The following is a 22,039-nucleotide window of genomic DNA, read 5'->3' on the forward strand; positions in this document are numbered from 1 at the left end:
CATGCGCAGGCTCTCGCCAGCTTTCGTTACAATCCGCACCGTTGCTTTCGGCCGAGTTCCCGCCTAAGCGTTTCGAGCGAAGTGGAGGAAAACCGCCTCGCCTGAGAAAGCGCGTTGCATCAGGGGCGAGACCCTTTCGATGAAACGCAAAACCTGCTTCAGGCATATCCGGGAAGCGGAAGGCCGTTTCTCGAAAGGCATGCCTTCAAAAAGGGACGGGCTCACGCGCGATCAAGCTTCGCACCGCGATCTCGGCAAAACGCATGGAAGCGATCACGGTCAGCGTTCCCCGCGCCCACGGCGACACCTCGCGGCTGGCCGTCGTCGACGTCGCCTTAGCAAAGGGATTGCGCGCTCTTGCTTATCGTCCCTATGCGGCAGTGCTCGGTCTCGCACTTCTTTGCGGCTTGCTTTTCCTTCCGGGCATAGCGTCGCTTCCGGTCACCGACCGCGACGAGGCCCGCTTCGCGCAGGCCACGAAGCAGATGCTGGAAACGGGCGATTTCGTCGACATCCATTTCCAGCAGGAAACGCGCTACAAGAAGCCTGTCGGCATCTATTGGCTGCAATCGGCGGCGGTGACGGCGGCTGAAAGCGCGGGCGCGACCCTCACCGACATCTGGGCCTATCGCATCCCGTCGTTTCTCGGCGCGCTCGGCGCGGTCCTTCTGACATTCTGGGCCGCGCGCGGCATTTTCGGCCGAGAGACGGCGCTCGTTGCCGCGACGCTGTTCGCAACCTGCCTAACGCTATCGTTCGAGGCGCGCATCGCGAAGTCGGACGCAGCGCTCATTGCCGCAATGATGCTGGCGCAGGGGGCGCTGTTCCGCCTCTACATGGCGAGCGATCCGGCCCGCACGCGCGGACTGGCCGCGTTGTTCTGGATCGGGCTTGGCGTTGGCATCCTCATCAAGGGCCCGGTCGCGCCGGGGCTGTCGTTCATCACCGCAGCCGTGGTGCTGATTTTAGACCGTCGCCGTACGTGGCTCAGGAACCTGCACTGGAAATGGGGCGTGCCGCTGCTTCTGCTGCTGACGCTTCCGTGGTTCATCGCCATCGGCGTTTCGTCCGGCGGCGCATTCTTCAAGGCGTCGCTCGGGCAGGACTTCGCGGGCAAGCTCGCGAGCGGTCAGGAGAAGCACTGGGGACCGCCCGGCTTCTATTTCCTCGCCTTCTGGTGGACGTTCTGGCCCGCAGTCCTGTTCGTAACTGGCGGAGCGATTGCATGGCTGTGGCGGCAGAGGCGCGTCTCGCGCCGCGTGCTGTTCCTGCTGGCGTGGATCGTGCCGTGGTGGCTCATCATCGAGGCCATTCCGACGAAGCTGCCTCACTATGCCCTGCCGCTTTATCCAGCCATCGCCATGGCCGCTGCGTTCGCCTTTCGCGAGGCGGCGCAGGGGGTATCACGCGCGCGACTGAGCGCCGTTCTGTGGGCGACGCTTGCGATCGCGCAGATCGTGCTGCTTCTCGGGTTGTCATGGATTGCGGAGGCGCCGGCCTTTCCGCTGCTCGCAGCCGTTCTTGTCGCGCTCGCGGCAGTATCGGCTTTCACGGCGGCGTCGGCGTGGGGCAGATATTCCCGCGCGGCGTTGGCCGGGGCGGTCGTCTCCGCCGCGTTGTTCTACACCGCCGCCTTTCGCGTCGGGCTGCCGGGCCTTGAGCCGATCTGGATTACGAGGAGCGCCGCCGCGGCTGCGGAAAAACTGCGGGGATGCGGCGATGCCCCTGTTGCGTTCGGTGGCATCAGCGAGCCGAGCCTCGTCTTCATGAACGGCACGCGCACGATCCTCGGCAGTGTCCCCGGATCGGCCGAAGCGCTTGGATCGGGCGCCGCGCGACTGGCCTTCGTCAACGGCAGCAGGCTCGAAATGTTCGAAAAAGCTTTCGAGGAGAAGACCGGAGCGGCGCCGCGCGTCCTCGGCTGCGTGGACGGCATCAACATCAACGGGCGCGGTCCGACACGCCTTGTCGTCTTCGCGCGGCCTGACACGGCGGCGCTTCCTGCCTGCGTGCCGGTGCCCGACACGGAATGCCGCGACAAACAGACCGTGCGCTGGCGGCGTTTGTTCGATACGAAATTCTGATCTTTTGGCTTTTTGCCGACCTAATTCTTGGTTAATATTCCCGTATAAGTTTTAGTCAGGTGGATTCCATGAAACCGCTTATTGCCGTTGCTTGCCTTTGTTTTTCCGCAGCTTGCTTCAACCCTTCTCCCGCCGCTGCCGTCCCACTCCAGCCCGCACCAGCGTCGACAGCCTCGCAACCGCTCATGAAGGTCGGCTGCAGCTATTACTACTATGTGGAATGCGAGCACAGCACATGGCGCAGCCATCATCGCTGGGGCTCGCGTGGAGACTATCCGTATCGTTGGCGCAGCCACTTCCGCTGGGGCTCTTTCGCGGGAGACGACCCGTGGCACAGCCGCGCGCGCAGCCACTATCGCCCCGGCTCGTATCATCGCTACTGGGCTCCGCGTTACGACGACTGGGAGTGATCGCGTTTCGTCTCACGGGGCGGCCTCCGTCAAACTTCGCTACAATTTTCACGAAACCGCCATTGTTCGAACGCAACCGCGCCCCCCGTCAGGAGCAATTTCCCCTTCCAAGCAGGAGCCGGTGCCGGTTCGCTTTCTCCGACCCCCCAATGCCCAGAGCCCTCTGGCACCGGTGCCTGCTTGGCCTTTACGCCTTTCCCATAGCGAAAAGCGATGCCGATGCTTAGGTTTCAGGCATCGATTCGGCTCGCACGGGAGACGGCATGAGCGAAGACACCGAGACCGGCATTTTCGTCGGCAAGAGCGTTAAGCCCGAATATCTCAATTTCAAATTCGCCAACCGGCACGGCCTGATCACGGGGGCGACCGGCACCGGCAAGACCGTGACCCTGCAAATTCTCGCCGAAGGGTTTTCGCGGGCGGGCGTTCCCGTTTTCGCCGCCGACATCAAGGGCGATCTTTCCGGCATCGCGGCCGCGGGCGAACCGAAGCCCTTCCTCGAAAAGCGGGCGACGGAAATCGACCTCGACAATTACACGTTCGAGGCGTTCCCCACGATCTTCTGGGATCTGTTCGGCGAGCAAGGGACGCCGATCCGCGCCTCCATCGGCTCGCTCGGGCCGATGCTCCTTGCGCGGCTCATGGAGCTGAACGAGACGCAGGAAGGCGTGCTGACCATCGCGTTCCGGCTCGCCTCCGACGAGAATTTGCCGCTCAACGATCTCAGCGACCTCCGCTCCGTGATCGCGCTGGTTTCGGAGCGCGCGCAGGAGCTTTCCCAGCAATACGGCAATGTGTCGAAGACGTCCGTCGGAGCCATCCAGCGCCGCTTGCTCGTGCTCGACGAACAAAAAGCCGAATTGTTCTTCGGCAAGCCCGAACTCGACATCGACGACTTCATGCGAAAGGCGGACGACGGGCGCGGCTATGTCAGCGTTCTCGCCGCCGACAAGCTCATGTCGACGCCGCGGCTCTACTCGACCTTCCTTCTGTGGCTGATGACGGAACTCTTCAACAGGCTGCCCGAGGTCGGCGACGTCGAAAAGCCGAAGCTCGTCTTCTTCTTCGATGAAGCGCATCTCCTCTTCAATGAGGCGCCGAAGGCGCTCCTCGAACGCATCGAGCAGGTCACGCGCCTCATTCGCTCGAAGGGCGTCGGCGTCTACTACATCACGCAGAACCCGCTCGACGTGCCGGATCGCGTATCGAGCCAGCTCGGCAACCGCGTGCAGCATGGCCTGCGCGCCTTCAGCCCGCGCGAGCAGAAGGCCGTTCGCGCAGCCGCCGAAACCTTCCGCGCGAACCCTGCCTTCAATGCCGAGAAGGCCATTCTCGAACTCGGCACGGGCGAGGCGCTCGTCTCCTTTCTGGAAGGGAAGGGGGAGCCCTCCATCGTTCAGCGGACGCTGATCCGTCCGCCCTCGTCGCAGCTCGGGCCGGTCACGCCGGAAGAGCGCAAGGCGGTGATCGAGGCAAGCCCCGTGGCTGGGAAATACGACGAGGAGGAGAGTGCCGCGCCATCGAACGGCGGCAGGACGCGCAGCGCAAACGGAGCGCGTTCCGGCAAGGCTCGAAACGACGACGATTACGAATGGGCGGGCGAGTTTCGCATCCCGAAAAAGCCCGGTTCGCCGGACGAACCGCTGCCGCGCGAGGACGATCCTCAGCCCGAACCGCAGCCGAAGGGGCGCGGGCGTGGCGGCGGATACAGTCGCCAGACCTACGGCGAGGCGTTCGGCAAGTCGCTGCTGCGCTCGCTCGGCTCGGCGGCGGGTCGCATCCTTGAGCGCGTGCTGAGGCCAAAATAACCCACCTTACCAATTTCTCATTTGGGATCGCGGCAGCAATCACCAGTTTTCCCAAATGCGCGCTTCGGCAGCTTGACTTTGCCGCCGAAGCGGTTACGTTCATGCTTCGTTCTGTAAATTTTTCGGGTGGCGTTGTGATGGTTACGGGGATCAGACGTTCCTTGCGAGTGGCGTGCGTTGTGTTGGGCGTGGCCTCGCTGGCGGCGATCGGTGGCGCGCATGCGCAGGGCGACCGCAGCGCGCGGCCGGGAGATTTCGATTATTATGTTCTGACGCTGAACTGGTCGCCGACCTATTGCGCGGGACGTGAGGAAGATGGCGGCAATGATCGCGGCCGCACCCGGTACGAGGACAATGGTTATGGCGGCGGCTATCGCTTCTTCGACGACCGCCGCAGCCGCCGCGACAGCGGTACCGAGCAGCAATGCAACGGCACGCGTCCCTATGCCTTCGTGCTTCACGGCTTGTGGCCTCAATACGAGCGGCGCGGTTGGCCGGAATCGTGCCGCACGGATTCCCGCCCGTGGGTTCCGAACGAACTGATCGACCGCATGCTCGACATCATGCCGAGCCGTCAACTGGTCATTCACGAATACAAGAAACACGGCACCTGCTCGGGGCTTGATCCGCGCGGGTACTTCGCCGCCGCTCGCAAGGCGTATAGCAGCATCCGCATTCCCGACGAATTCCAGGATCTTACGAAGCCGCTGCGCGTGGGACCGGAAGAAGTGCGACGCGCCTTCCTTGACGTCAATCGAGGGTTGACGCCGGACATGGTGCAGATCGTCTGCTCGCGGAACCGATTGCAGGAGGTTCGAATCTGCATGACCAAGGATTTACAGCCGCGCCCCTGTGCCGAGGGCGACCAGAAGCGCAGGCTCTGCAATTACGAAACCGTGACCATGCCGCCGGTTCGCGGTGGCGGTGTCGGTCCGCAGGGCGGCCAGACACAGCGCGGCGACCGGCTGTAGGCCAGGTGAAGCGGTGCACGGAGGCCGGTTGCGCGGCCTCCGCGGTCCAGAGCGGGCCACGTCAGGCTAAGTCCTGCAAGGTCGTGCCGCTCCGAATTACGCCATGACGCTTTAAGATCAGCCTCGCTAGATCCGACCCTGTTTAACGCACAGAAGCTGATCGACAACCAAGACTTGCAGTGTCGTGGCTGTGTCTGATTTTACCGCATGGCGATTTAGGCCGCTCTTATGTTCGGGCCGGTCGCGAGCCACTTTTCCGCCGAAGGCGATTGTCTGCAAGAATGTTCGCCGCTCTTGCGGCGTACCCGCTTTCTCTTCCTGTCGAACCAGCGTAAGCCCCTCAGCATGCCGCGCTACAAAATCACAATCGAATATGACGGGACGCCCTTTTCGGGCTGGCAGATGCAGGCGAACGGCCCTTCGGTGCAAGCTGAACTCGCGCGCGCCATCATGGGGTTCACCGGCGAGGATGTCATCCCGCGCGGGGCGGGGCGGACGGATGCCGGTGTGCACGCGCGCGGGCAGGTAGCGCATTTCGATCTGGATCGCATGTGGCCGCCCGCAACGGTCCGCGACGCGCTGAATTTTCATCTTCGCCCGGCACCCGTTGTCATCCTCGCTTGCGAAGAGGTGGATGAGAGCTTCGACGCCCGCTTTTCAGCCAAGGCCCGACATTATCTCTATCGGATCGTCACCCGCCGCGCGCCGCTTGTGCTCGACCGTGACCGCGCCTGGCTGGTCGGCGTCGCCCTCGATACCGAAGCGATGCAGAAAGGCGCGGGCCATCTTCTCGGCTACCACGATTTCACAACCTTTCGCGCCTCGCAATGTCAGGCGAAATCGCCGCTGCGCACACTCGACACGCTTTCCGTCTGGCGCGACGGAGAAGACGTGTTCATTGCGACAAGCGCGCGATCATTCTTGCACAATCAGGTTCGTTCGATCGCGGGCAGCCTGAAGCTCGTGGGCGAAGGGAGGTGGGCGCCCGACAGGATGCGGGAAGCGCTCGAAGCGCGAGACCGCACGTCATGCGGCCCGGTCGCCCCCGCCTCCGGCCTGTATTTCATGGCGGTCGATTATTGAGGCGTCGGCGGGCCAGCCGAAATGCGGCGAATGAAAAGGCGGAGGCGCCGCTTGCGGCCTGCGCCGTCATGCCGCAAATCGGACGCAGCACGACGCTGTAGATCCTTTGTGGCGGGTTCGATTTGACGCAGGCTGATCTGGATCTCGCCGAGTGAGGATCAAGGCGTTCGCCCGGCAATGTGGGCAGCATTGGCGGTCAATGCCGGCAGGGAAGGCCGGGCAAAAGTCAAACACGGGACGCCGCGCCAACCTCCCCGCATTTCGGGCGCAACATCGGATGGAGGGTTGAAGAAGTGAAGCACTGGATCGCGCGGGCAATCGCCCTCGCTGGACTGATGGGATGCGGCATGACGCAACAGGCGCTCGCCCAACCGGCCGCCGAGCCGCCCGGTGCAGGCGCGGAAACGGGACACCATCCCGGCCATCACGGCTCGTATGACGGGGCCTTTCACCGCCGTTTTGACGACGCCGCGAAATGGGCCAGGGAATTCGACAACCCCGAGCGCGACAGTTGGCAAAAGCCCGAGGAGGTCGTCGAAGCCTTGCGTCTGAACGGCGATTCGAGCGTCGCAGACATCGGCGCGGGGACCGGCTATTTCTCCGTGAAAATCGCCCGGCGCGTTCCCGAAGGCAAGGTCTTCGCGGCGGATGTGGAACCGGACATGGTGCGCTATCTCGGCCAGCGCTCCCAGGCTGAGGGCGTGGCCAACCTCAAGCCGGTGCTGGCGGGCACCGACGCGGCTAACCTGCCCGAGCCGGTCGACCTCATCCTGATCGTGGATACCTATCATCACATAGGGCACCGGAAGCCCTATTTTGCGAAGTTGAAGTCCTCGCTCAGGCCGAACGGACGGCTTGTCATCATCGACTTCAAGGCGGATTCCCCGAATGGTCCGCCCCCGGAGCACCGAATTTCCCCTGAAAAGGTGACGGAGGAAATGAGAGAAGCCGGTTACGTGCTCGCCGAAGTGCGCGATTTCCTGCCGAGGCAGTATTTTCTCGTCTTCAAGGCTGACGGCTCTTGAGCGGAGCATGAGGGCCTTGCGGCCCTCATTTCATCGCCCGCGCCCTTTGACGCCGCCGTTCTTCAGCGGCGCTCGGAAGGGCTGAAATTGCTGAGATGTCCCGCCCGCTCGGCCGCAGCGCGAGCGGCCTTGAGCTTGGCCTTCGTCTTGCCGTGGATGACAATGCGCGACATGAGGCGCGTCATGGCTTCGTTGCCGCAAATCGGGCAAGCGGGCTTCGCGGATGCGCTCACAAGCAATTCCACGTCATTGTCGCATTTGTCACAATGAAAGCCGTAAAGCGGCATTTATGTCTCCTTGGCCGTCGTTACGACGACCGGCATCTTTCATTTCGATTCAGAATTCGGGCGGAAAGCTCCGCGACCCGGCATTTCAACGCGTTACTAGCATGAAACGGGCCAGATGCCGAGATCGCGAGCGTCGGCATTGGCCCGATCAGGTGACCCCGGCCCGATCGGTGAATCCGCCTCTGAGTTTTCTAGAAGAGACCGCTTTTTCAGCGGTTGGGGTGAACCTTTGATGTTCGCGCCCTCGCGAGGGGCGCCAGCCGAAAGACGGGTGATCACTCTCATCCTGCTCGGAGCGAGATCGATCGGCGAGACGTTCCGGCGTGGCGTCGGCCCATTTTTTAACGATTTCTTCCGAATTCCGGCAGGCGCAAGGCAAGGCTGCCAAGATTTGACCCTGTTTCGCAGGCTAACGCTTCAGCGAAGCAATTCGGCTGTAACCTCCGAAGGATCGAAACGATGAACGCACGGACTAAGCCAAGCCACGCGATATTCGGGATCGCATGCGCCATGGTCTTCGCCACTTCGCTGGCGGTAGCTCAGGAGCCTGACGAGCAGAAGGCGCCGAGTGCGGCACCGGCGAGCGAGAGCGCCGCGCCGGTTGCTCCAAAGCCCGGCGTCTCCGATCCGGTGCAAGCGCCCAACCCGGTTTCCAAGGATACCGTAGACGCGAAGCCACAATCCGCCGAGCATGCGCATCAGCCTGCGAAGGCTGACGATGCGGCGAAGGTGGCACAGCCCGCCGCCGAAAAGCCTGCCGAACCCGCGAAGGACGCTGCGAAAGCCGACGACGCGAAGAAGCCTGTGGCCGAGGCGGTCAAGGCGGAAGAGCCGAAGAAGCCCGAGCATGCGCATCAGCCTGCGAAGGCCGACGATGCAGCGAAGGTGGTCCAGCCCGCCGCCGCTGAAAAGCCTGCCGAGCCCGCGAAGGAAGCCGCGAAAGCCGACGAGGCGAAGAAGCCCGTGGCCGAAGCGGTCAAGGCGGAAGAGCCGAAGAAGCCCGAGCATGCGCATCAGCCCGCGAAGGCGGACGATGCGGCGAAGGTGGCCCAGCCCGCCGCCGCCGAAAAGCCCGCCGAGCCCGCGAAGGACGCTGCGAAAGCCGAGGAGGCGAAGAAGCCTGCAGTCGAGGCGGTCAAGGCGGAAGAACCGAAGAAGCCCGAGCATGCGCATCAGCCCGCGAAGGCTGACGATGCGGCGAAGGTGGCCCAACCCGCCGCCGCTGAAAAGCCTGCCGAGCCCGTGAAGGAAGCCGTGAAAGCCGACGAGGCGAAGAAGCCCGTGGCCGAAGCGGTCAAGGCGGAAGAGCCGAAGAAGCCTGCCGAAGCGGTGAAGTCTGACGAAGCCAAAAAGCCCGCCTCCGAAGCTGCCAAGGCTGAAGGCGAAAAGAAGGAAAAGCCCGCGGAGCCAGCCAAGGCCAAGGAAGCCGCGAAAGCCGGGCCCGAGAAGAAGGTGAAAGCAGAAGACGGCGAGAAGAAGCAGAAGGGCAAGGCTGCCGCGAAGGAAGAAGAAAACGCCAAGCCGAAGAAGCGCAAGGGCGAGGACGAGGCGGGCTCCGGTCCGGCAAAGGTCAGCGTCGAAAAGCCGAAGCGCGGTCAGTTCGCCAGCGAGCGTGAAGCGGCGGCCAAGTGCCCCGGTTCGGTTGTGTGGGTGGACAAGAGCGGGTTCAACCACTATCCGGGCACGAAGGAATATGGCCGCAAGCCCGGTGGTTTTGGCTGCGAAAGCGGGCTGTAATCGACCGCTGCCCCAAGGCGGCGTTTCATTCAGGAGCGGTGGATTTGAAATCGGCCTCGTTTTTTGACGAGAGCATTGCCGATTTCAAATTCACGAGCCGCTCTAAACTTTAACTTCCAGAGCGCCTTATGAACTTTAATTGCGACCAAAGCCGCCGACCCACCTCGGTCGCATTTGAAAGTCCGGCGCTCTTGTCGGCGATGCCGATACGGATTCGATCAATCCGCGATCAGACGGGTTCGTTTGGGTGCGGGTTGATCGCATCATCCTGATGAAAGGTAGTTCCGGGCAGCATTCGGCACTCGTTGAGGCGACGGTCGGCGGGTGGGACGGAAGAAATCTGGAAGCCTGTCAGGAAATCCGTCGTTGACGGCAAACTGATAAAGTGGTCGCTCTTGCGGACAAGACAGTTCGCAACCGGAGCTAAACGGCTGCGGCAAGCGTGACGGCTGCGCAGAATGTGAGTGCGCCGGCAGCCGCGATGCCACGCTTGAAAAACGCTCCGAAACGGCAACGAACGGCAAACCGCGCCCTCAACAAGTCGTCGAACTTATTTGCGTCGTCCGAGCGATGTGGGAGCGCGCTCGCCCCCGCATCCCAAAAGCGGCGCGACGAGCGCCGCTTCGCATACCTTACGGTTCCGCTCCGCGAAACTGAACGATGCTGCCCCGGAGAGAGATTATAGGAGCGTCATGGGAGGCGGACCTACTCCACGATTCTGCCAAAATGCGCGGAATGCGGGGACTATCGCTGCTCGCCCTCACAAGGCGCGCTTTTCTCCGAGATGTCAGGGGGATGGATGGTGCTGCAAGAGAGGATTGAACTCTCGACCTCTCCCTTACCAAGGGAGTGCTCTACCACTGAGCTACTGCAGCGATGCGGCGGAAACTGCCACAGCCGCCGCCAAGGTGCAAGACCTCATAAGCGATCATCTCAGGCAATTCGACGCGATATCGTTCAATGAGCGGTTCAGCGGCTTAAAAGACGCGCAGGAACCGCCATGACGGCGTTGCAGCTCCGCTCGCCTCGGCCGCTGGACGCCTTGCGCCTTCTCAGCCGGCGAAAAACAGCGCTGTCATCAGCAGGAGCGGCGGAATCATGAAGGCCCCCGACCACAGCATGAAGCCGAAGAAACTCGGCATCTTGACACCTTGATGCTCGGCGATGGCGCGAACCATGAAGTTCGGCGCGTTGCCGATATAGGTGAGCGCGCCCATGAAGACCGCGCCCGCCGAGATGGCGGCCAGCGTCGAAGCCAGCGGACCGGAGAGGGCCACGGGGTCGCCGCCCGCCGCGTTGAAGAAGACGAGATAGGACGGCGCATTGTCGAGGAAACTCGAAAGCAGCCCGGTCAGCCAGAAATAGGCGATGTGATTCGGAGCGTCGGCGGTGCCGAGGGCGGCGAACAACGGCGCGGCCGCGCCGTGTTCGCCCGCCTTCAGGATGGCAATCGCCGGCACGATGGTCACGAAGATTGCAGCGAACAGTTTGGCCACTTCGAGCACGGGCGCCCAGCTGAATTTGTTCTGTCGGCGCGCCTTGAGCGGGGTCAGCGCCAACGACAAGACGGCGAGGGCGACGAGCGCCGCGTCGCGCACAAGGCTTTCGCCCCGCACTTCGACGCCCGCGATGTCGACAGGCCCGATGAAGGTCGTGCCGCTTGCCGCAACCGCGAACACCACGCCCGCGATCAGCGGCAGGTTCACCACGCCCCAGATCTTCAGGCCCTCGCCACCGAGCCGGTGCTCGCGCGGCGTCTCGGTTTTATAATAGCGGCGGTCGATCAGATAGAACCAGCCAAGAAGAATGGCCGCGAGCAGAAGCGTATGCGGCCACAGATGCTGGAACGGCCAGGAAAACGGCACGCCCTTCAGATAGCCGAGGAAGAGCGGGGGATCGCCGAGCGGGGTCAACGCGCCTCCGACGTTGCAGACGAGGAAGATGAAGAAGATCACGAGATGAGCCTGATGCGTGCGGCTGCGATTCGCGCGCATCAGCGGGCGGATGAAGATCATCGCAGCGCCGGTCGTTCCGACGAAACTTGCGATGCCCGTTCCGGCGGCCATGATCGCCGTGTTCTGGCCGGGCGAGCCGCTGAGGCTGCCGCCGAGCCAGATGCCGCCCGCGATGATGTAAAGCGAGCCGATCAGCACGATGAAGGGGATGTATTCCAGCAGCGCCACATCGAGCAGTTGATGCAGCGTTGCGGATAAACCGAAGACGCCTGCAAACGGCACGAGGAAAAGAAGCCCCCAGACGAGCGCGACCAGTCCCTGCCGCCGATGCCAGAAATGCGGCGCGATCATCGGCAGGATCGCAAGCGACAGGAGCACGCCAGCGAAAGGCAGACACCACAGGAGGCTCAGGCCGGCGCCATCCGGCGAAGGTCCGGCGGCCATGGCACGCGTCGAGCCTGTCAGCACGGCCAGGGCCGCGATACCAAGACGGGGAGATCTGAAGGACATGATCATTGCGGTGATTCTCGGAGGCCGGACGGATGACGCCGTTGTGAGCGGAAGGGCAGGGCGACTGCGGGGGCGCCCTCTTCAAAAAAGCTACCGGCCTCCACATAACACATTCAAGAAGAATGCGAGAGGAGGTCGGGTCAATGACCGAGCGCATGATAAAGAGCGATGCGGAGTGGCGAGCGAAACTGACGCCCGAGCAATACAAGGTCACGCGTCAGCACGGGACGGAACGAGCGGCGTCCAGCCCGCTGAACGACGAAAAGCGCGAAGGCGTCTTCGCCTGCGTCTGCTGTGGCGCGCCGTTGTTCGCCTCGGATGCGAAGTATGATTCCGGGTCCGGCTGGCCGAGCTTCACGAGCCCCGTGGATAAGGATGCCATCACGACGCACGAGGATCATTCCTTCATGATGAACCGCACGGAGGTGCGTTGCGCACGCTGCGACGCACATCTTGGGCACGTGTTCCCGGACGGGCCGCGTCCTGCGGGCTTGCGCTACTGCATGAACGGGGTGGCGCTCGATTTCAGGCCGTCTTCGGCGAAGTAGGCGGCGGCGATCCCCGCGCTGCATCTAACCGGCAGCGCGGGTTGCAATTTTTCCGTGTACGTCCGGATCAGCCCCAGGACCCCACGCCGCAAACGCGCCTGCGCCGAATTTTCCACACCGGCCGCCGCACACCCGATCCATTCGGACGCGGCTTCGTTACCGATACAAAAGATCATATCTTTCAATGATGTGCAAAATCCGGGGAGGGGCGTTTCTCGTCGTTTGTGGACACGTAGCCGCAACTGCCCGACAATTGTCCCCAGCTTGTAGACAGCGGCGACAGGCGGCTTGTTAAGCTCGCGGCTATGCCACAAGATGGGCACCAGTTCGGGTTGAAAGCAACAAGCACAAGGCACTTTGCAACCGTGCGACAGTGCCGTTCCCGAATGCGAAAGCCTCCTACTGCCGCTTAGCGGGGAGCATCCTCGCGACTGGGATGCGGCGGCAGTCTTTTCGCTGGCGGTCTATCGGAAGATCGGTCCTGTGCCGCATCCGTGGACGCATGCAGCGCGCCAGCGAATGGAGCGTTTTTGAGCAAGGTGCATACTGGATCGTGCATGAAAACGCGTTCAGGGCAGCAAGCTTGGGGGGCCGTCGTCACGCGATGGCCCCCAAAGCCGATCATGCGCGAACTGACAGGCATGGAACAAATCCTGGGTGTCGGAAGCGCGATGCGATGTATTTCTTCGGCCGGGCCTGTTGAGCACGCCCGCGTCGAATTTCCGGTCTGCGCATTGACGCGGCTCCCATAGCCCGGCGAAGATGGACGAGAGAGGCGCGCCCTCCAAATCTCCGCGTCTCGTTGCCATCTCCAGCAGGTCGGCAAGCGAACGAAGTGCAGCCGAACCCCACCGGTGACAGTCATGGCTAAACCGCGCTCATCATCATCCGCACCGTCCGAAGGCGCGACGCTGTTTGAAAGCGTGCCGCCGTCGCCCGCCGTGCTGGCCTCGCGACCGCTTCCCGACCGGCTGCGTCCGGCTTCGCTCGGCGAGGTGATCGGGCAGGAGCATCTCCTTGGCGAGGGCGGGCCGCTGCGCCGCATCGCAGATGGCGAAGCTCCGCGATCCATGATCTTCTGGGGGCCGCCCGGCACCGGCAAGACCACCGTCGCGCGGCTCATGGCGAAGGGCGCGGGCGCGCATTTCGAGCAGATCTCCGCGATCTTTTCCGGCGTGGCGGACCTGCGCAAGGTGTTCGACGCCGCGAAGGATCGCCAGCGCTTCGGTCAGGGCACGATCCTGTTCGTGGACGAAATCCACCGCTTCAACCGCTCGCAGCAGGACTCGTTTCTGCCCTTCGTCGAAGACGGGACCATCATCCTGATCGGCGCGACGACGGAAAACCCCTCCTTCGAACTCAACGGCGCTCTTCTGTCGCGCGCCAAGGTGCTCGTCTTCAGGCGTCTGACGGACGAGAACATCGGGCAGCTTCTCGCGCGCGCGGAAAGCGTGCTCGGCAAGACGCTGCCGCTGACGGCGGACGCGCGCGCCGCGCTGATCGGCATGGCGGACGGCGACGGGCGCACCGCCCTCAACCTCACGGAAGACGTGTTCGCCATCGGCCGCGATCCGTCGCAACCCATCGACGCGCCAGAACTCACCGAAATCGTCCAGCGCCGCGCGCCGCTCTACGACAAGAACCGCGACGGCCATTACGATCTCATCAGCGCGCTGCACAAGGCGGTGCGCGGCTCCGATCCCGACGCGGCGCTCTACTGGTTCTGCCGCATGATCGACGGAGGCGAGGCCCCGCTGTATCTCGCGCGGCGCATGGTCCGCATGGCGGTGGAGGATATCGGGCTTGCCGATCACAACGCGCTCGTGCAGGCCATCGCAGCGAAGGACGCTTACGACTTCCTCGGCAGCCCCGAAGGTGAACTCGCGCTCGCGCAATGCGTCGTCTATCTCGCCACCGCGCCGAAATCGAACGCGGCCTACAAGGCCTATGGCGCGGCGATGCGCTATGCGAAGGAAAGCGGCTCGCTGCCGCCGCCGAAGCACATCCTCAACGCGCCGACGAAGCTCATGAAGAGCGAAGGATATGGCGCGGGCTATGTCTACGATCATGAGACGGAAGAAGGCGTCTCGGGTCAGAACTACTTCCCGGACGGGCTTGAGCGCGCCGAGTTTTACCATCCGAGGGGGCGCGGCTACGAGGTCCGTATCGAGGAACGGCTGCGCGCATGGGCCGAGATTCGGCGCGACGTGGCGCGGCGCGGCGGTCGATAGAGCGCAAGGGGTTTTACGGACGGCGCCCCGGCAGCACGCGGGTTACCGTGGCTGCCTCGATGGGGCGGTGGGAAAGCCTCCAGCGAGACTTTCATGGACCGATGAGCACGCGCTGATCGGTTCCTCGCGCGAAAGGCTTCGCTTCAGGCGTTCGGTTCGCTTGCTTCGCCGCTTCCAGAGACCGGCGACTGCGGCCCCAGCCGCTCGCTATAAAGCGCGGCGGCTTCCTCGGGAGGCCCGCGCCGCTCGCCGATACCGCGTATCTCGATCACGCGAACACGCCCGAACAGACTCGCCGTCAGCACGTCGCCGCACTTGATGCAGGTGGCGGCTTTCACGACGCGTTGACGGTTGACCCGGATGCAGCCCTCCTCGATGAGCTTCGCGGCGAGGCTGCGCGATTTCACGAACCGCGCATGCCAGAGCCACTTGTCGAGGCGCTGCTCGTCCGGTGCTGTCAAGCGGTCTGATCCTCGGTCTGTTTTTCGAGGCGCTCCTTGAGCTGGCTCAGCGCGGCGAAGGGTGAATCGGGATCGACCGCACCGGAAGCCCGTTTTGGTGCCGCGCTGGCGGCGATTGGCTGCCTGCCCTGCGGACGTGGAGGCCGAGCATCGCGATTGCGGTCGTTCGGCCTGTCGGAGCGCTGATGCTGAGGCCGGTTCGGCTGGCCGCCGCCCGAACGGCGCTCGGCATTGTCGGGGCGTGGTCCGTCGCCCTGACGTTCGCCTTGCGGGCGATCGCGGTTGCCATCGGATCGCGCCTGGTGGCGGTTGCGGTCGCCCCGCTCGCGGTTCTGATCGCGCGGGCCGCTGCGGTCGCGCGAGAAATCGCGGCGCGGCTCTCTGCGGTCGCCACCCGCGGCGGCGCTCTCATTCTGTCCTGCCTGGGCCTCCGCGCCAGCGGCGGCTGCCGGCTGGTGTGGGGTATCGGAACGGTGACGCGGCCCGCGTTCTCCGGGCTGCCGCTGACCGCCGCGCTCGCCCTGTGGGCGGTCGCCATGGCCAGCGCCGCCATGGCGGCGATGCTGTGGGCGACGGTCTCCCTGTCCCTCGCCGCGCTCGAATTTCGGCTTCGGCCGACGGAAACGCCAGACTTCCTCAAACTCCGGCTCGGCGTTTTCGGCGTTTTCGGCGGCCGCTTCGGAAACAGCGGGCTCGTCCGCCGACGCCTCGGCGTGCGGTTCGGCCACGCCCCGCGCGACGGTTGCGGCTGCTTCGGCAGCTTCTTCCTGCGCCGGTTCGATGGAAACGCCGTCCTGGTGTTCGGCCTGCGAGAAAGCTTGCGGCGCGCCTTCCGGCGCGAGTTCGCCTTCCGGTCCGGCGGTCTGGGCTTCGGCTGCTGCCTCCGTTACGACCGACGGTTCGGCGCCCGTTGCGGCCTGCGCGACGTCAGCGGCCGGGGCCTTCTTGACGGGGCGCTTCTCGCGGCGGAATCCGAGCGATTCGAGGATCGCGCCCAGTTCTTCGGCCGAACAGCCCATGATGGACATCATTTCGGGCCGGATGCGGAAAGCGCCGCCGCCCGCCGCGCCAGCCGGCGGCTCGGCGCTGGTGTCGGTCGGCTTCCACGTGGTGAGCGGCCGGATGATGTCGGCGAGCCGTTCCAGCATGTCGATGCGCACGGCGCGCGGTCCGCATACGTGGAAACCCGCCGCGCGATAGAACGCCTCCGGCAACTCGGCGGTCTTCGGCACCGACGTCAAACCCTGGCGCGGAGCCTCGCCGATGGATGCCGGCGTCAAATTATGCTCGGCGCCGCTCTTCAGGAGCCAAAACAGCAGCAGCAGATCCGCCGAAGCGGGCTTCAGAAGCAGCGGGAAATAGATGTGATGCGCGCCGAAACGCACGCCATATTTGCGAAGCTGGGCGCGGCCATCCTGGTCGAGCGATTTGATTTCCTCGGCCACGGTATCGCGCTTGAGGATGCCGAAACTTTCGCGCAGGCGAAACGCGATGCCGCGCGCAAGGCCGGTGATTTCCTCGGCCTTGGCGATCTCGACGAGCGGCTTGAGACGCACCTCGATATAGTGCTGGAGCCACGTATCGACGCGCTTGCCGATATTTTCCTTGTCGATGGCGGCGAGATGCTCGTCCGAGTTCAGCACGAAGGCCGGCTTGAGCGGATCTTCGCTCGCGGCGAGCTTGCCGATCTCCTGGTTTTCCCAGACGATCCGCCCCTCGCGTGTCAGCGTGAAACCGGTATCGGGCGCCGATGCCAGACGATCCGCGCGGGCGGCAAGTTCATGTACCAGCACCTTCGCTGCGGCGTTGCGCGCGGCCTTGCCGTTGATGCCGGACGTGGCTTCGAGGTCGGGCGTGAAGCAGAAGCCTTCGAGCTTGCCGACGTAATGCTTTTCCACGACGACGCGGCCGTCCTTCTCGATTTCGGCGAAGAGGCTGTCCTTGTCGCGCATGCTCTTCATGAGCACGCTCGTTCGCTTGTCCACGAAGCGCTGCGTCAACTGCTCGTGCAGCGCGTCGGAGAGCCTGTCCTCGATCTCGCGCGTCTTGCCCTGCCAGTGCTCGGGATCCTTGAGCCATTCGGAGCGGTTCGAGACGAACGTCCAGGTGCGGATGTGCGCGATGCGGTTCGACAGCGTGTCGATGTCGCCGTCGGTGCGGTCGGCCTGTTCGACCTGCTGGGCGAACCAGTCTTCCGGGATCAGGCCTTCGCCTGTCATGATGTGCTTGTACAGGATGGCGACGAGATCGCCGTGCTGGTTCGGGCCGACCTTGCGGTAGTCAGGCACCTGGCAGACATCCCAAAGCCGCTTCACCGCGCCGGGGCCGGTCGCGAGTTCCGCGATGCGCGGATCGCTGGCGGCGAGATCGAGCGCTTCGACATCGTCTGCCGTGCGCACGCGCGTGAGACGCGGATGGTCGGGCAACTGGCGCAGACTGTCCTTCAGACGATCGACGCTGTCGAAATCGAGGCGCGTATTGCGCCACTGCAGCAGCTTCACCGGCTCGAAATCGTGATTTTCGAGCTTGTTGACGACATCCTGATCGAAGGGGTCCACATCGGCGGTGACGCCGAAAGTGCCGTCGTTCAGGTGGCGGCCCGCGCGGCCCGCGATCTGGCCGATCTCGGCGGGCGTAAGGTCACGGTGATTCCGCCCGTCGAACTTGCGGGTTCCGGCAAAAGCGACATGATCGACGTCGAGATTGAGGCCCATGCCGATGGCGTCGGTCGCGACGATGAAATCCACATCGCCGTTCTGATAGAGCGCGACCTGCGCGTTGCGCGTACGGGGCGAAAGCGCGCCGAGCACGACGGCAGCGCCGCCGCGCTGGCGGCGGATCAGTTCGGCGATGGCGTAAACGTCGTTCGCGGAGAACGCCACGATGGCGGAGCGGCTTTGCAGCCGCGTGATCTTCTTCTGGCCGGAGTAGGTCAGCTTCGACAGACGGGGGCGCGCGATGAAGTTCGCGCCGGGGATGAGTTCGCGGATCGCGTCTGTCATGGTCGAGGCGCCGAGCAGCAGCGTCTCGCTTGTCCCGCGTGCGTGGAACAGGCGGTCGGTGAAGACGTGGCCCCGGTCCGGATCGGCGGCAAGCTGAATTTCGTCGACGGCCAGGAAGTCGACCTCCACATCGCGCGGCATCGCCTCGACGGTGCAGACGTAATAGCGCGGACGTTCGGGCTTGATCTTCTCTTCGCCCGTGATGAGCGCAACGTCGCGCGGGCCGATCTGCGCGACGATCTTGTCGTACACTTCGCGGGCGAGAAGCCTGAGCGGCAGGCCGATCAGTCCGCTTTCGTGTGCGAGCATGCGCTCGATGGCCAGATGCGTCTTGCCGGTATTGGTCGGACCCAGCACCGCCGTAACATGACGGGACTGGGATGGCTTGATGGAAGCCGTCTGCGTTGATGCGCTCATGAGCGGACTTTCTGATAAACCGCACGCTGTTGGTGGTTATGTATCAGGCTTCGGCGCGATGCGTGTGCGAAGAGGTGCGCCTGCGGCAATAAAGCGAGCCCGCCGTGATTTCGTCGGCAGCTCAGCCTATCGTCGCGAATGGTAGCCCGTGTTTTTCCCCTCTTCACTCGGCGAGTGCATGACGCCCCCCGACCGTTTCCACGTTGAATGTCGCTGTCACAAGGGAAGCGGTGCCTGCGGGGGTCGGCACATGCACATAGTAGGGTACTATTAAACCTGCTTCCGGCAACGGTACAAGCCAAACTTCTATACCGGTATTTCCGGTTGCATAATCATTTTCGCCGGTTTTGCCCAGCTTGTAGCCCGCAATCGGAACGTAACGCACGCTGCAGACATAGGCCGGCCCCCTGAGTTTGCCGGCTCCCGAGACCGATCGCGTCCCCTTCGGCGACAGCACAAGGTCATAACGGATCTTGCCGTCGAAGATCGGCAGGCGCTTGTTGCAGGCACCTTCGCCCGTATTTTTCGCGAGCCGCGCCTGAGAAAGGAGGACCAGCGCGCTCAAGGGATCGACCACGTTCTGCAGATGCGCCGCCGTGATCGGGGCATTGCGCGGGCCCGGCCGCGCGGGCGGGTTGATCAGAATGTCGCGCACCATCCTCTGCTGGAAGCGCAATTCCACCGTCTCCCCGCGATTGCCCGTCTGGTAGCGGAAAATGTAGTTTTGCGGAACGGGTCCGTTGGCCGTCATGAGCCCGCTGCTCGATGTCACGCCCTGCCAGCTCACGCTGCCGAACAAGACGCTGATGTTGGCGTCGGCCTGCAAGGAATATTGGCGGTTTGTGATCGACGAGCGGATGCGGAAATCGCCGATATGCGCGCCGATCCAGTGGATGCGGTAGAGGGCGTTGATGGTGGAACTGCGCACGGCGAGGTCGCCATTGCCGCCGTCGATTCTGGGCGTGAGGCTCTTCGGCTGGTCGGCAGCCTTCTCGGCGGCACGTTCGCGCTCGGCCGGAGACTTCTCCGCGGCTTTATCTGCGGGGCGCGCTTCCTTGCCGTCGCCGCCGGTCTTGGCATTGCCGGAAGCGCTCGTCTGGGTCTGGGAAGGTCGCTTCGCTTCCGGGGCGTCGGCTGCCTTGGGAAGCGGCTTGTCGCTGTCGGACCTTGCATCGGGTGCCGCCTCGGCCTTTTTTTCCGGTGGCTGAGAGGCTTCCACTTTTTCCGAACGCTGCGGAGCTTCGGCTTTCTGTTCCGGTGAGGGGGAAGCCTCGGCCTTCTCCACGGGCTTGACAGCCTCTGAATGCGAAGGAGCCTCGGTTCTCTTTTCCTCCGCCTTCTTTTCCGACGGCGCATCGCTCGCGGGGACGCTGCCTTGCGGCGTCTCCTCCGCGCGCGCCCTGACTATGGAAGCAGAGGCGAAAAGCAGAAGCAAAAGGAAGACAACGGCAGCGGGGCCCGCCCTATCGCTGCCAAGCAACGGTCGCTTTGCCATTAAGGAGGCTCTTCCTTTCGCAGGCATCGTTTGCCACTCCTTTGCCGGTAGTGGCGGATTTCGTCAATTATGTGTTGCAGAAGGCAAAGGGGCGTTAACGCCCCGATCAGGTGACAGATAAACCCGCGAGATGAGGCGAAGCTTGCGTTTCCTTCGCGGGATCAGGATGCCCCGCCGATGAGCGCAAGCGCCGCCTTGGGATCGAGCCGCCCGTCGTAAAGCGCACGGCCCGCTATAGCGCCCGCGATGATGGCATGGGCCGGGGACAGAAGCCTTTCGATGTCGGCGATGCCGGCAAGTCCACCCGACGCGATCACGGGAATGTGCACGGCGCGGGCGAGTTCGGCGGTCGCTTCGAGATTGAGGCCGGTCAGCATGCCGTCCCGCGCGATGTCGGTGTAGATGATCGCGGCGACGCCCACGTCGGCAAGGCGCTGCGCAAGGTCCACAGCCGAAAGCTCAGACGTTTCGGCCCAGCCCTGCACCGCGACGCGGCCATCCTTCGCATCGATGCCGACCGCGATCTTTCCCGGAAAGCGGGCGCACGCTTCCTTCACGAGATGAGGATCGCGCACGGCGGCCGTGCCGAGGATCACCCGCGACACACCCCGGTCGATCCAGTGCGACACGCCTTCGAGCGTGCGGATTCCGCCGCCTAGCTGCACCGGGATCGTCACCGCCGCGAGAATGTGCGTCACGGCGTCGGCGTTGACCGAGCGGCCTTCAAATGCGCCGTTCAGGTCCACGACATGCAATGCAGAGAAGCCTTGCGCCTGGAACTGCCTCGCCTGATCCGCCGGGTCGTCGTTGAACACCGTGGCCTGATCCATCAGACCTTGTTTCAAGCGCACGCATTGCCCGTCTTTGAGATCGATGGCGGGATAGAGAATCATTCAAGTTGTCCCCAGGATTAAACACACGTGGATCAACACCACGAGCGCAGGCTGTTTTCTTTGACCGGACGCGTCGGCTTTCCTTTAGTATCAGTCCGAGAGGCCCCGTTCAAACCGAGTTATGCGAAGAGTGTGCGATGCGCCGTTATCTCGTCTGCTGCGAGTTTCACCGTGAGAAGCGCGCCGCGAAGGCAGCCGATACCCTCCGCAGGCTCGCAACGGAATGGGAACACCCGATGACGGGGGTCTGGTTCATCCGCACCGAGGCAACGGCTGACGAAATTCGCGCGGCGCTGATGCAGGACCTTACATTCCGGGACCGCCTGCTTGTCTGCGAGACGGGCGAAGAGGCTGTGGCGTTCAATACGAGCGACGCGTTTGGCGAGAAAGTCTCGCAGATCGCCGACGCGCGATCGAAAAGCCAGATCCTCAAGGCCATCTTCAGCCGCAACGGGCAGACTTCGCGTCACCTCAAGGCCGCCACCGCAAGAAATTTGAAATCAGCCTGAGGCCGAGCTTCTGGCTTTTCTCCGGGTGGAACTGGCTGCCGGCGATGTTGTCGCGCGCGACGAGTGCCGTGATCGGGCCGGCGTAGTCCGTGCGCGCCACCACGTCGGCCGCATCCGTCGGCTTGAAGTGATAGGAATGCACGAAATAGGCATGCCAGCCCTCCTCGCCGCCGGGAATGCCGTCCAGCAGCGGATGCGGGCGCGCTATGTCGAGCGTGTTCCAGCCCATATGCGGGATCTTGAGGCGCGCGTCGGACGGCGCGATGAGGTCCACCTCGCCGCCGATCCAGCCGAGCCCCTTGTGCTCGCCATGCTCAAGCCCGCGATCCGCCAGCATCTGCATGCCGACGCAGATGCCAAAGAACGGTCGTCCGCGGTCGAACACGGTTTCCTTCAACGCCTCGATCATGCCGGGCGTTTCCGAGAGCCCGCGATAACAGTCCCCGAAAGCGCCGACGCCCGGCAGCACCACGCGGTCGGCGCGGCGCACGGCTTCGGGGTCGGAGGTTACGCGGATGTCGGTGTCGAAGCCGCCTTCGCGCGCCGCGCGCTCGAACGCCTTGGCCGCTGAGTGAAGGTTTCCCGACTGGTAATCGACGATTGCGACGCTCAT

The 22,039-nt window shown here is 63.8% G+C and carries 17 protein-coding genes and 1 tRNA gene; 10 read left to right on the plus strand and 8 right to left on the minus strand.

Annotation, left to right across the window (positions count from 1 at the left end; genetic code table 11):
* Positions 1-263 precede the first annotated feature (263 nt).
* The 6 genes from QM659_RS04435 (at position 264) to QM659_RS04460 (ending at position 7,381) form a co-directional block, all read left to right on the plus strand.
* Positions 264-2,084 carry an ArnT family glycosyltransferase gene (locus QM659_RS04435; RefSeq protein ID WP_415187516.1) on the plus strand — a complete coding sequence of 607 codons (1,821 nt, stop codon included), beginning with the start codon at positions 264-266 and terminating at the stop codon, positions 2,082-2,084.
* A gap of 185 nt (positions 2,085-2,269) precedes the next feature.
* Positions 2,270-2,494 (plus strand): hypothetical protein, encoded by a 225-nt coding sequence (locus QM659_RS04440; RefSeq protein ID WP_303487836.1) that lies wholly within the window; start codon positions 2,270-2,272, stop codon positions 2,492-2,494.
* 263 nt (positions 2,495-2,757) lie between these two features.
* Positions 2,758-4,302 carry a helicase HerA-like domain-containing protein gene (locus QM659_RS04445; protein ID WP_415187517.1) on the plus strand — a complete coding sequence of 515 codons (1,545 nt, stop codon included), beginning with the start codon at positions 2,758-2,760 and terminating at the stop codon, positions 4,300-4,302.
* Positions 4,303-4,481: 179 nt separating this feature from the next.
* Positions 4,482-5,273 (plus strand): ribonuclease T2 family protein, encoded by a 792-nt coding sequence (locus tag QM659_RS04450; protein WP_415187518.1) that lies wholly within the window; start codon positions 4,482-4,484, stop codon positions 5,271-5,273.
* 345 nt (positions 5,274-5,618) lie between these two features.
* Positions 5,619-6,356: a tRNA pseudouridine(38-40) synthase TruA gene (gene truA / locus QM659_RS04455; protein WP_415187519.1), complete on the plus strand. Its 738-nt coding sequence runs from the start codon at positions 5,619-5,621 to the stop codon at positions 6,354-6,356.
* Positions 6,357-6,649: 293 nt separating this feature from the next.
* Positions 6,650-7,381 carry a class I SAM-dependent methyltransferase gene (locus QM659_RS04460; protein WP_415187520.1) on the plus strand — a complete coding sequence of 244 codons (732 nt, stop codon included), beginning with the start codon at positions 6,650-6,652 and terminating at the stop codon, positions 7,379-7,381.
* Between the two features lie 62 nt (positions 7,382-7,443).
* On the opposite strand, the gene QM659_RS04465 is transcribed toward QM659_RS04460, so the two are convergent.
* Entirely contained in the window at positions 7,444-7,668 is a 225-nt protein-coding gene (locus QM659_RS04465; protein WP_127079862.1) for an FmdB family zinc ribbon protein, read from the minus strand.
* A 459-nt stretch (positions 7,669-8,127) separates the two neighbouring features.
* Here QM659_RS04465 and QM659_RS04470 point away from each other — a divergent pair, with 459 nt between their 5' ends.
* Positions 8,128-9,405, plus strand: a complete 1,278-nt coding sequence (locus QM659_RS04470) for a hypothetical protein (RefSeq protein ID WP_415187521.1) — start codon at positions 8,128-8,130, stop codon at positions 9,403-9,405.
* A gap of 800 nt (positions 9,406-10,205) precedes the next feature.
* Here the strand turns inward: QM659_RS04470 and QM659_RS04475 are convergent.
* Positions 10,206-10,280 (minus strand) — tRNA-Thr (locus tag QM659_RS04475).
* A 177-nt stretch (positions 10,281-10,457) separates the two neighbouring features.
* The gene (locus QM659_RS04480; RefSeq protein ID WP_415187522.1) at positions 10,458-11,870 is read right to left on the minus strand and encodes a sodium:proton antiporter; all 1,413 of its coding nucleotides are present in this window, start codon (positions 11,868-11,870) and stop codon (positions 10,458-10,460) included.
* A 143-nt stretch (positions 11,871-12,013) separates the two neighbouring features.
* Between QM659_RS04480 and msrB the strand changes: the two genes are divergently transcribed.
* Complete coding sequence (gene msrB, locus QM659_RS04485; protein ID WP_127075331.1) at positions 12,014-12,418, plus strand: peptide-methionine (R)-S-oxide reductase MsrB; 405 nt, start codon at positions 12,014-12,016, stop codon at positions 12,416-12,418.
* A gap of 863 nt (positions 12,419-13,281) precedes the next feature.
* A complete protein-coding gene (locus QM659_RS04490; RefSeq protein ID WP_415187523.1) occupies positions 13,282-14,649 on the plus strand; it encodes a replication-associated recombination protein A in 1,368 nt (455 codons plus the stop codon).
* 143 nt (positions 14,650-14,792) lie between these two features.
* On the opposite strand, the gene QM659_RS04495 is transcribed toward QM659_RS04490, so the two are convergent.
* The 4 genes from QM659_RS04495 to hisA form a co-directional block, all read right to left on the minus strand.
* Positions 14,793-15,110 (minus strand): RNA-binding S4 domain-containing protein, encoded by a 318-nt coding sequence (locus tag QM659_RS04495; protein WP_415187524.1) that lies wholly within the window; start codon positions 15,108-15,110, stop codon positions 14,793-14,795.
* Positions 15,107-18,529 (minus strand): helicase-related protein, encoded by a 3,423-nt coding sequence (locus QM659_RS04500; protein WP_415187525.1) that lies wholly within the window; start codon positions 18,527-18,529, stop codon positions 15,107-15,109. Before QM659_RS04500 ends, QM659_RS04495 begins: the two co-directional genes overlap by 4 nt.
* A gap of 163 nt (positions 18,530-18,692) precedes the next feature.
* Positions 18,693-20,024: a DUF3108 domain-containing protein gene (locus tag QM659_RS04505; RefSeq protein WP_415187526.1), complete on the minus strand. Its 1,332-nt coding sequence runs from the start codon at positions 20,022-20,024 to the stop codon at positions 18,693-18,695.
* Between the two features lie 161 nt (positions 20,025-20,185).
* Positions 20,186-20,917: a 1-(5-phosphoribosyl)-5-[(5-phosphoribosylamino)methylideneamino]imidazole-4-carboxamide isomerase gene (hisA, locus tag QM659_RS04510; RefSeq protein ID WP_127075319.1), complete on the minus strand. Its 732-nt coding sequence runs from the start codon at positions 20,915-20,917 to the stop codon at positions 20,186-20,188.
* Positions 20,918-21,054: 137 nt separating this feature from the next.
* Here hisA and QM659_RS04515 point away from each other — a divergent pair, with 137 nt between their 5' ends.
* Positions 21,055-21,426 carry a hypothetical protein gene (locus tag QM659_RS04515; protein WP_415187527.1) on the plus strand — a complete coding sequence of 124 codons (372 nt, stop codon included), beginning with the start codon at positions 21,055-21,057 and terminating at the stop codon, positions 21,424-21,426.
* Here the strand turns inward: QM659_RS04515 and hisH are convergent.
* A complete protein-coding gene (gene hisH / locus QM659_RS04520) occupies positions 21,389-22,039 on the minus strand; it encodes an imidazole glycerol phosphate synthase subunit HisH (RefSeq protein ID WP_415187528.1) in 651 nt (216 codons plus the stop codon). The two genes, QM659_RS04515 and hisH, sit on opposite strands and share 38 nt — an antisense overlap.

This window comes from Rhodomicrobium sp., assembly GCF_047605405.1.
In the GTDB taxonomy this organism is placed as follows: domain Bacteria; phylum Pseudomonadota; class Alphaproteobacteria; order Rhizobiales; family Rhodomicrobiaceae; genus Rhodomicrobium; species Rhodomicrobium lacus.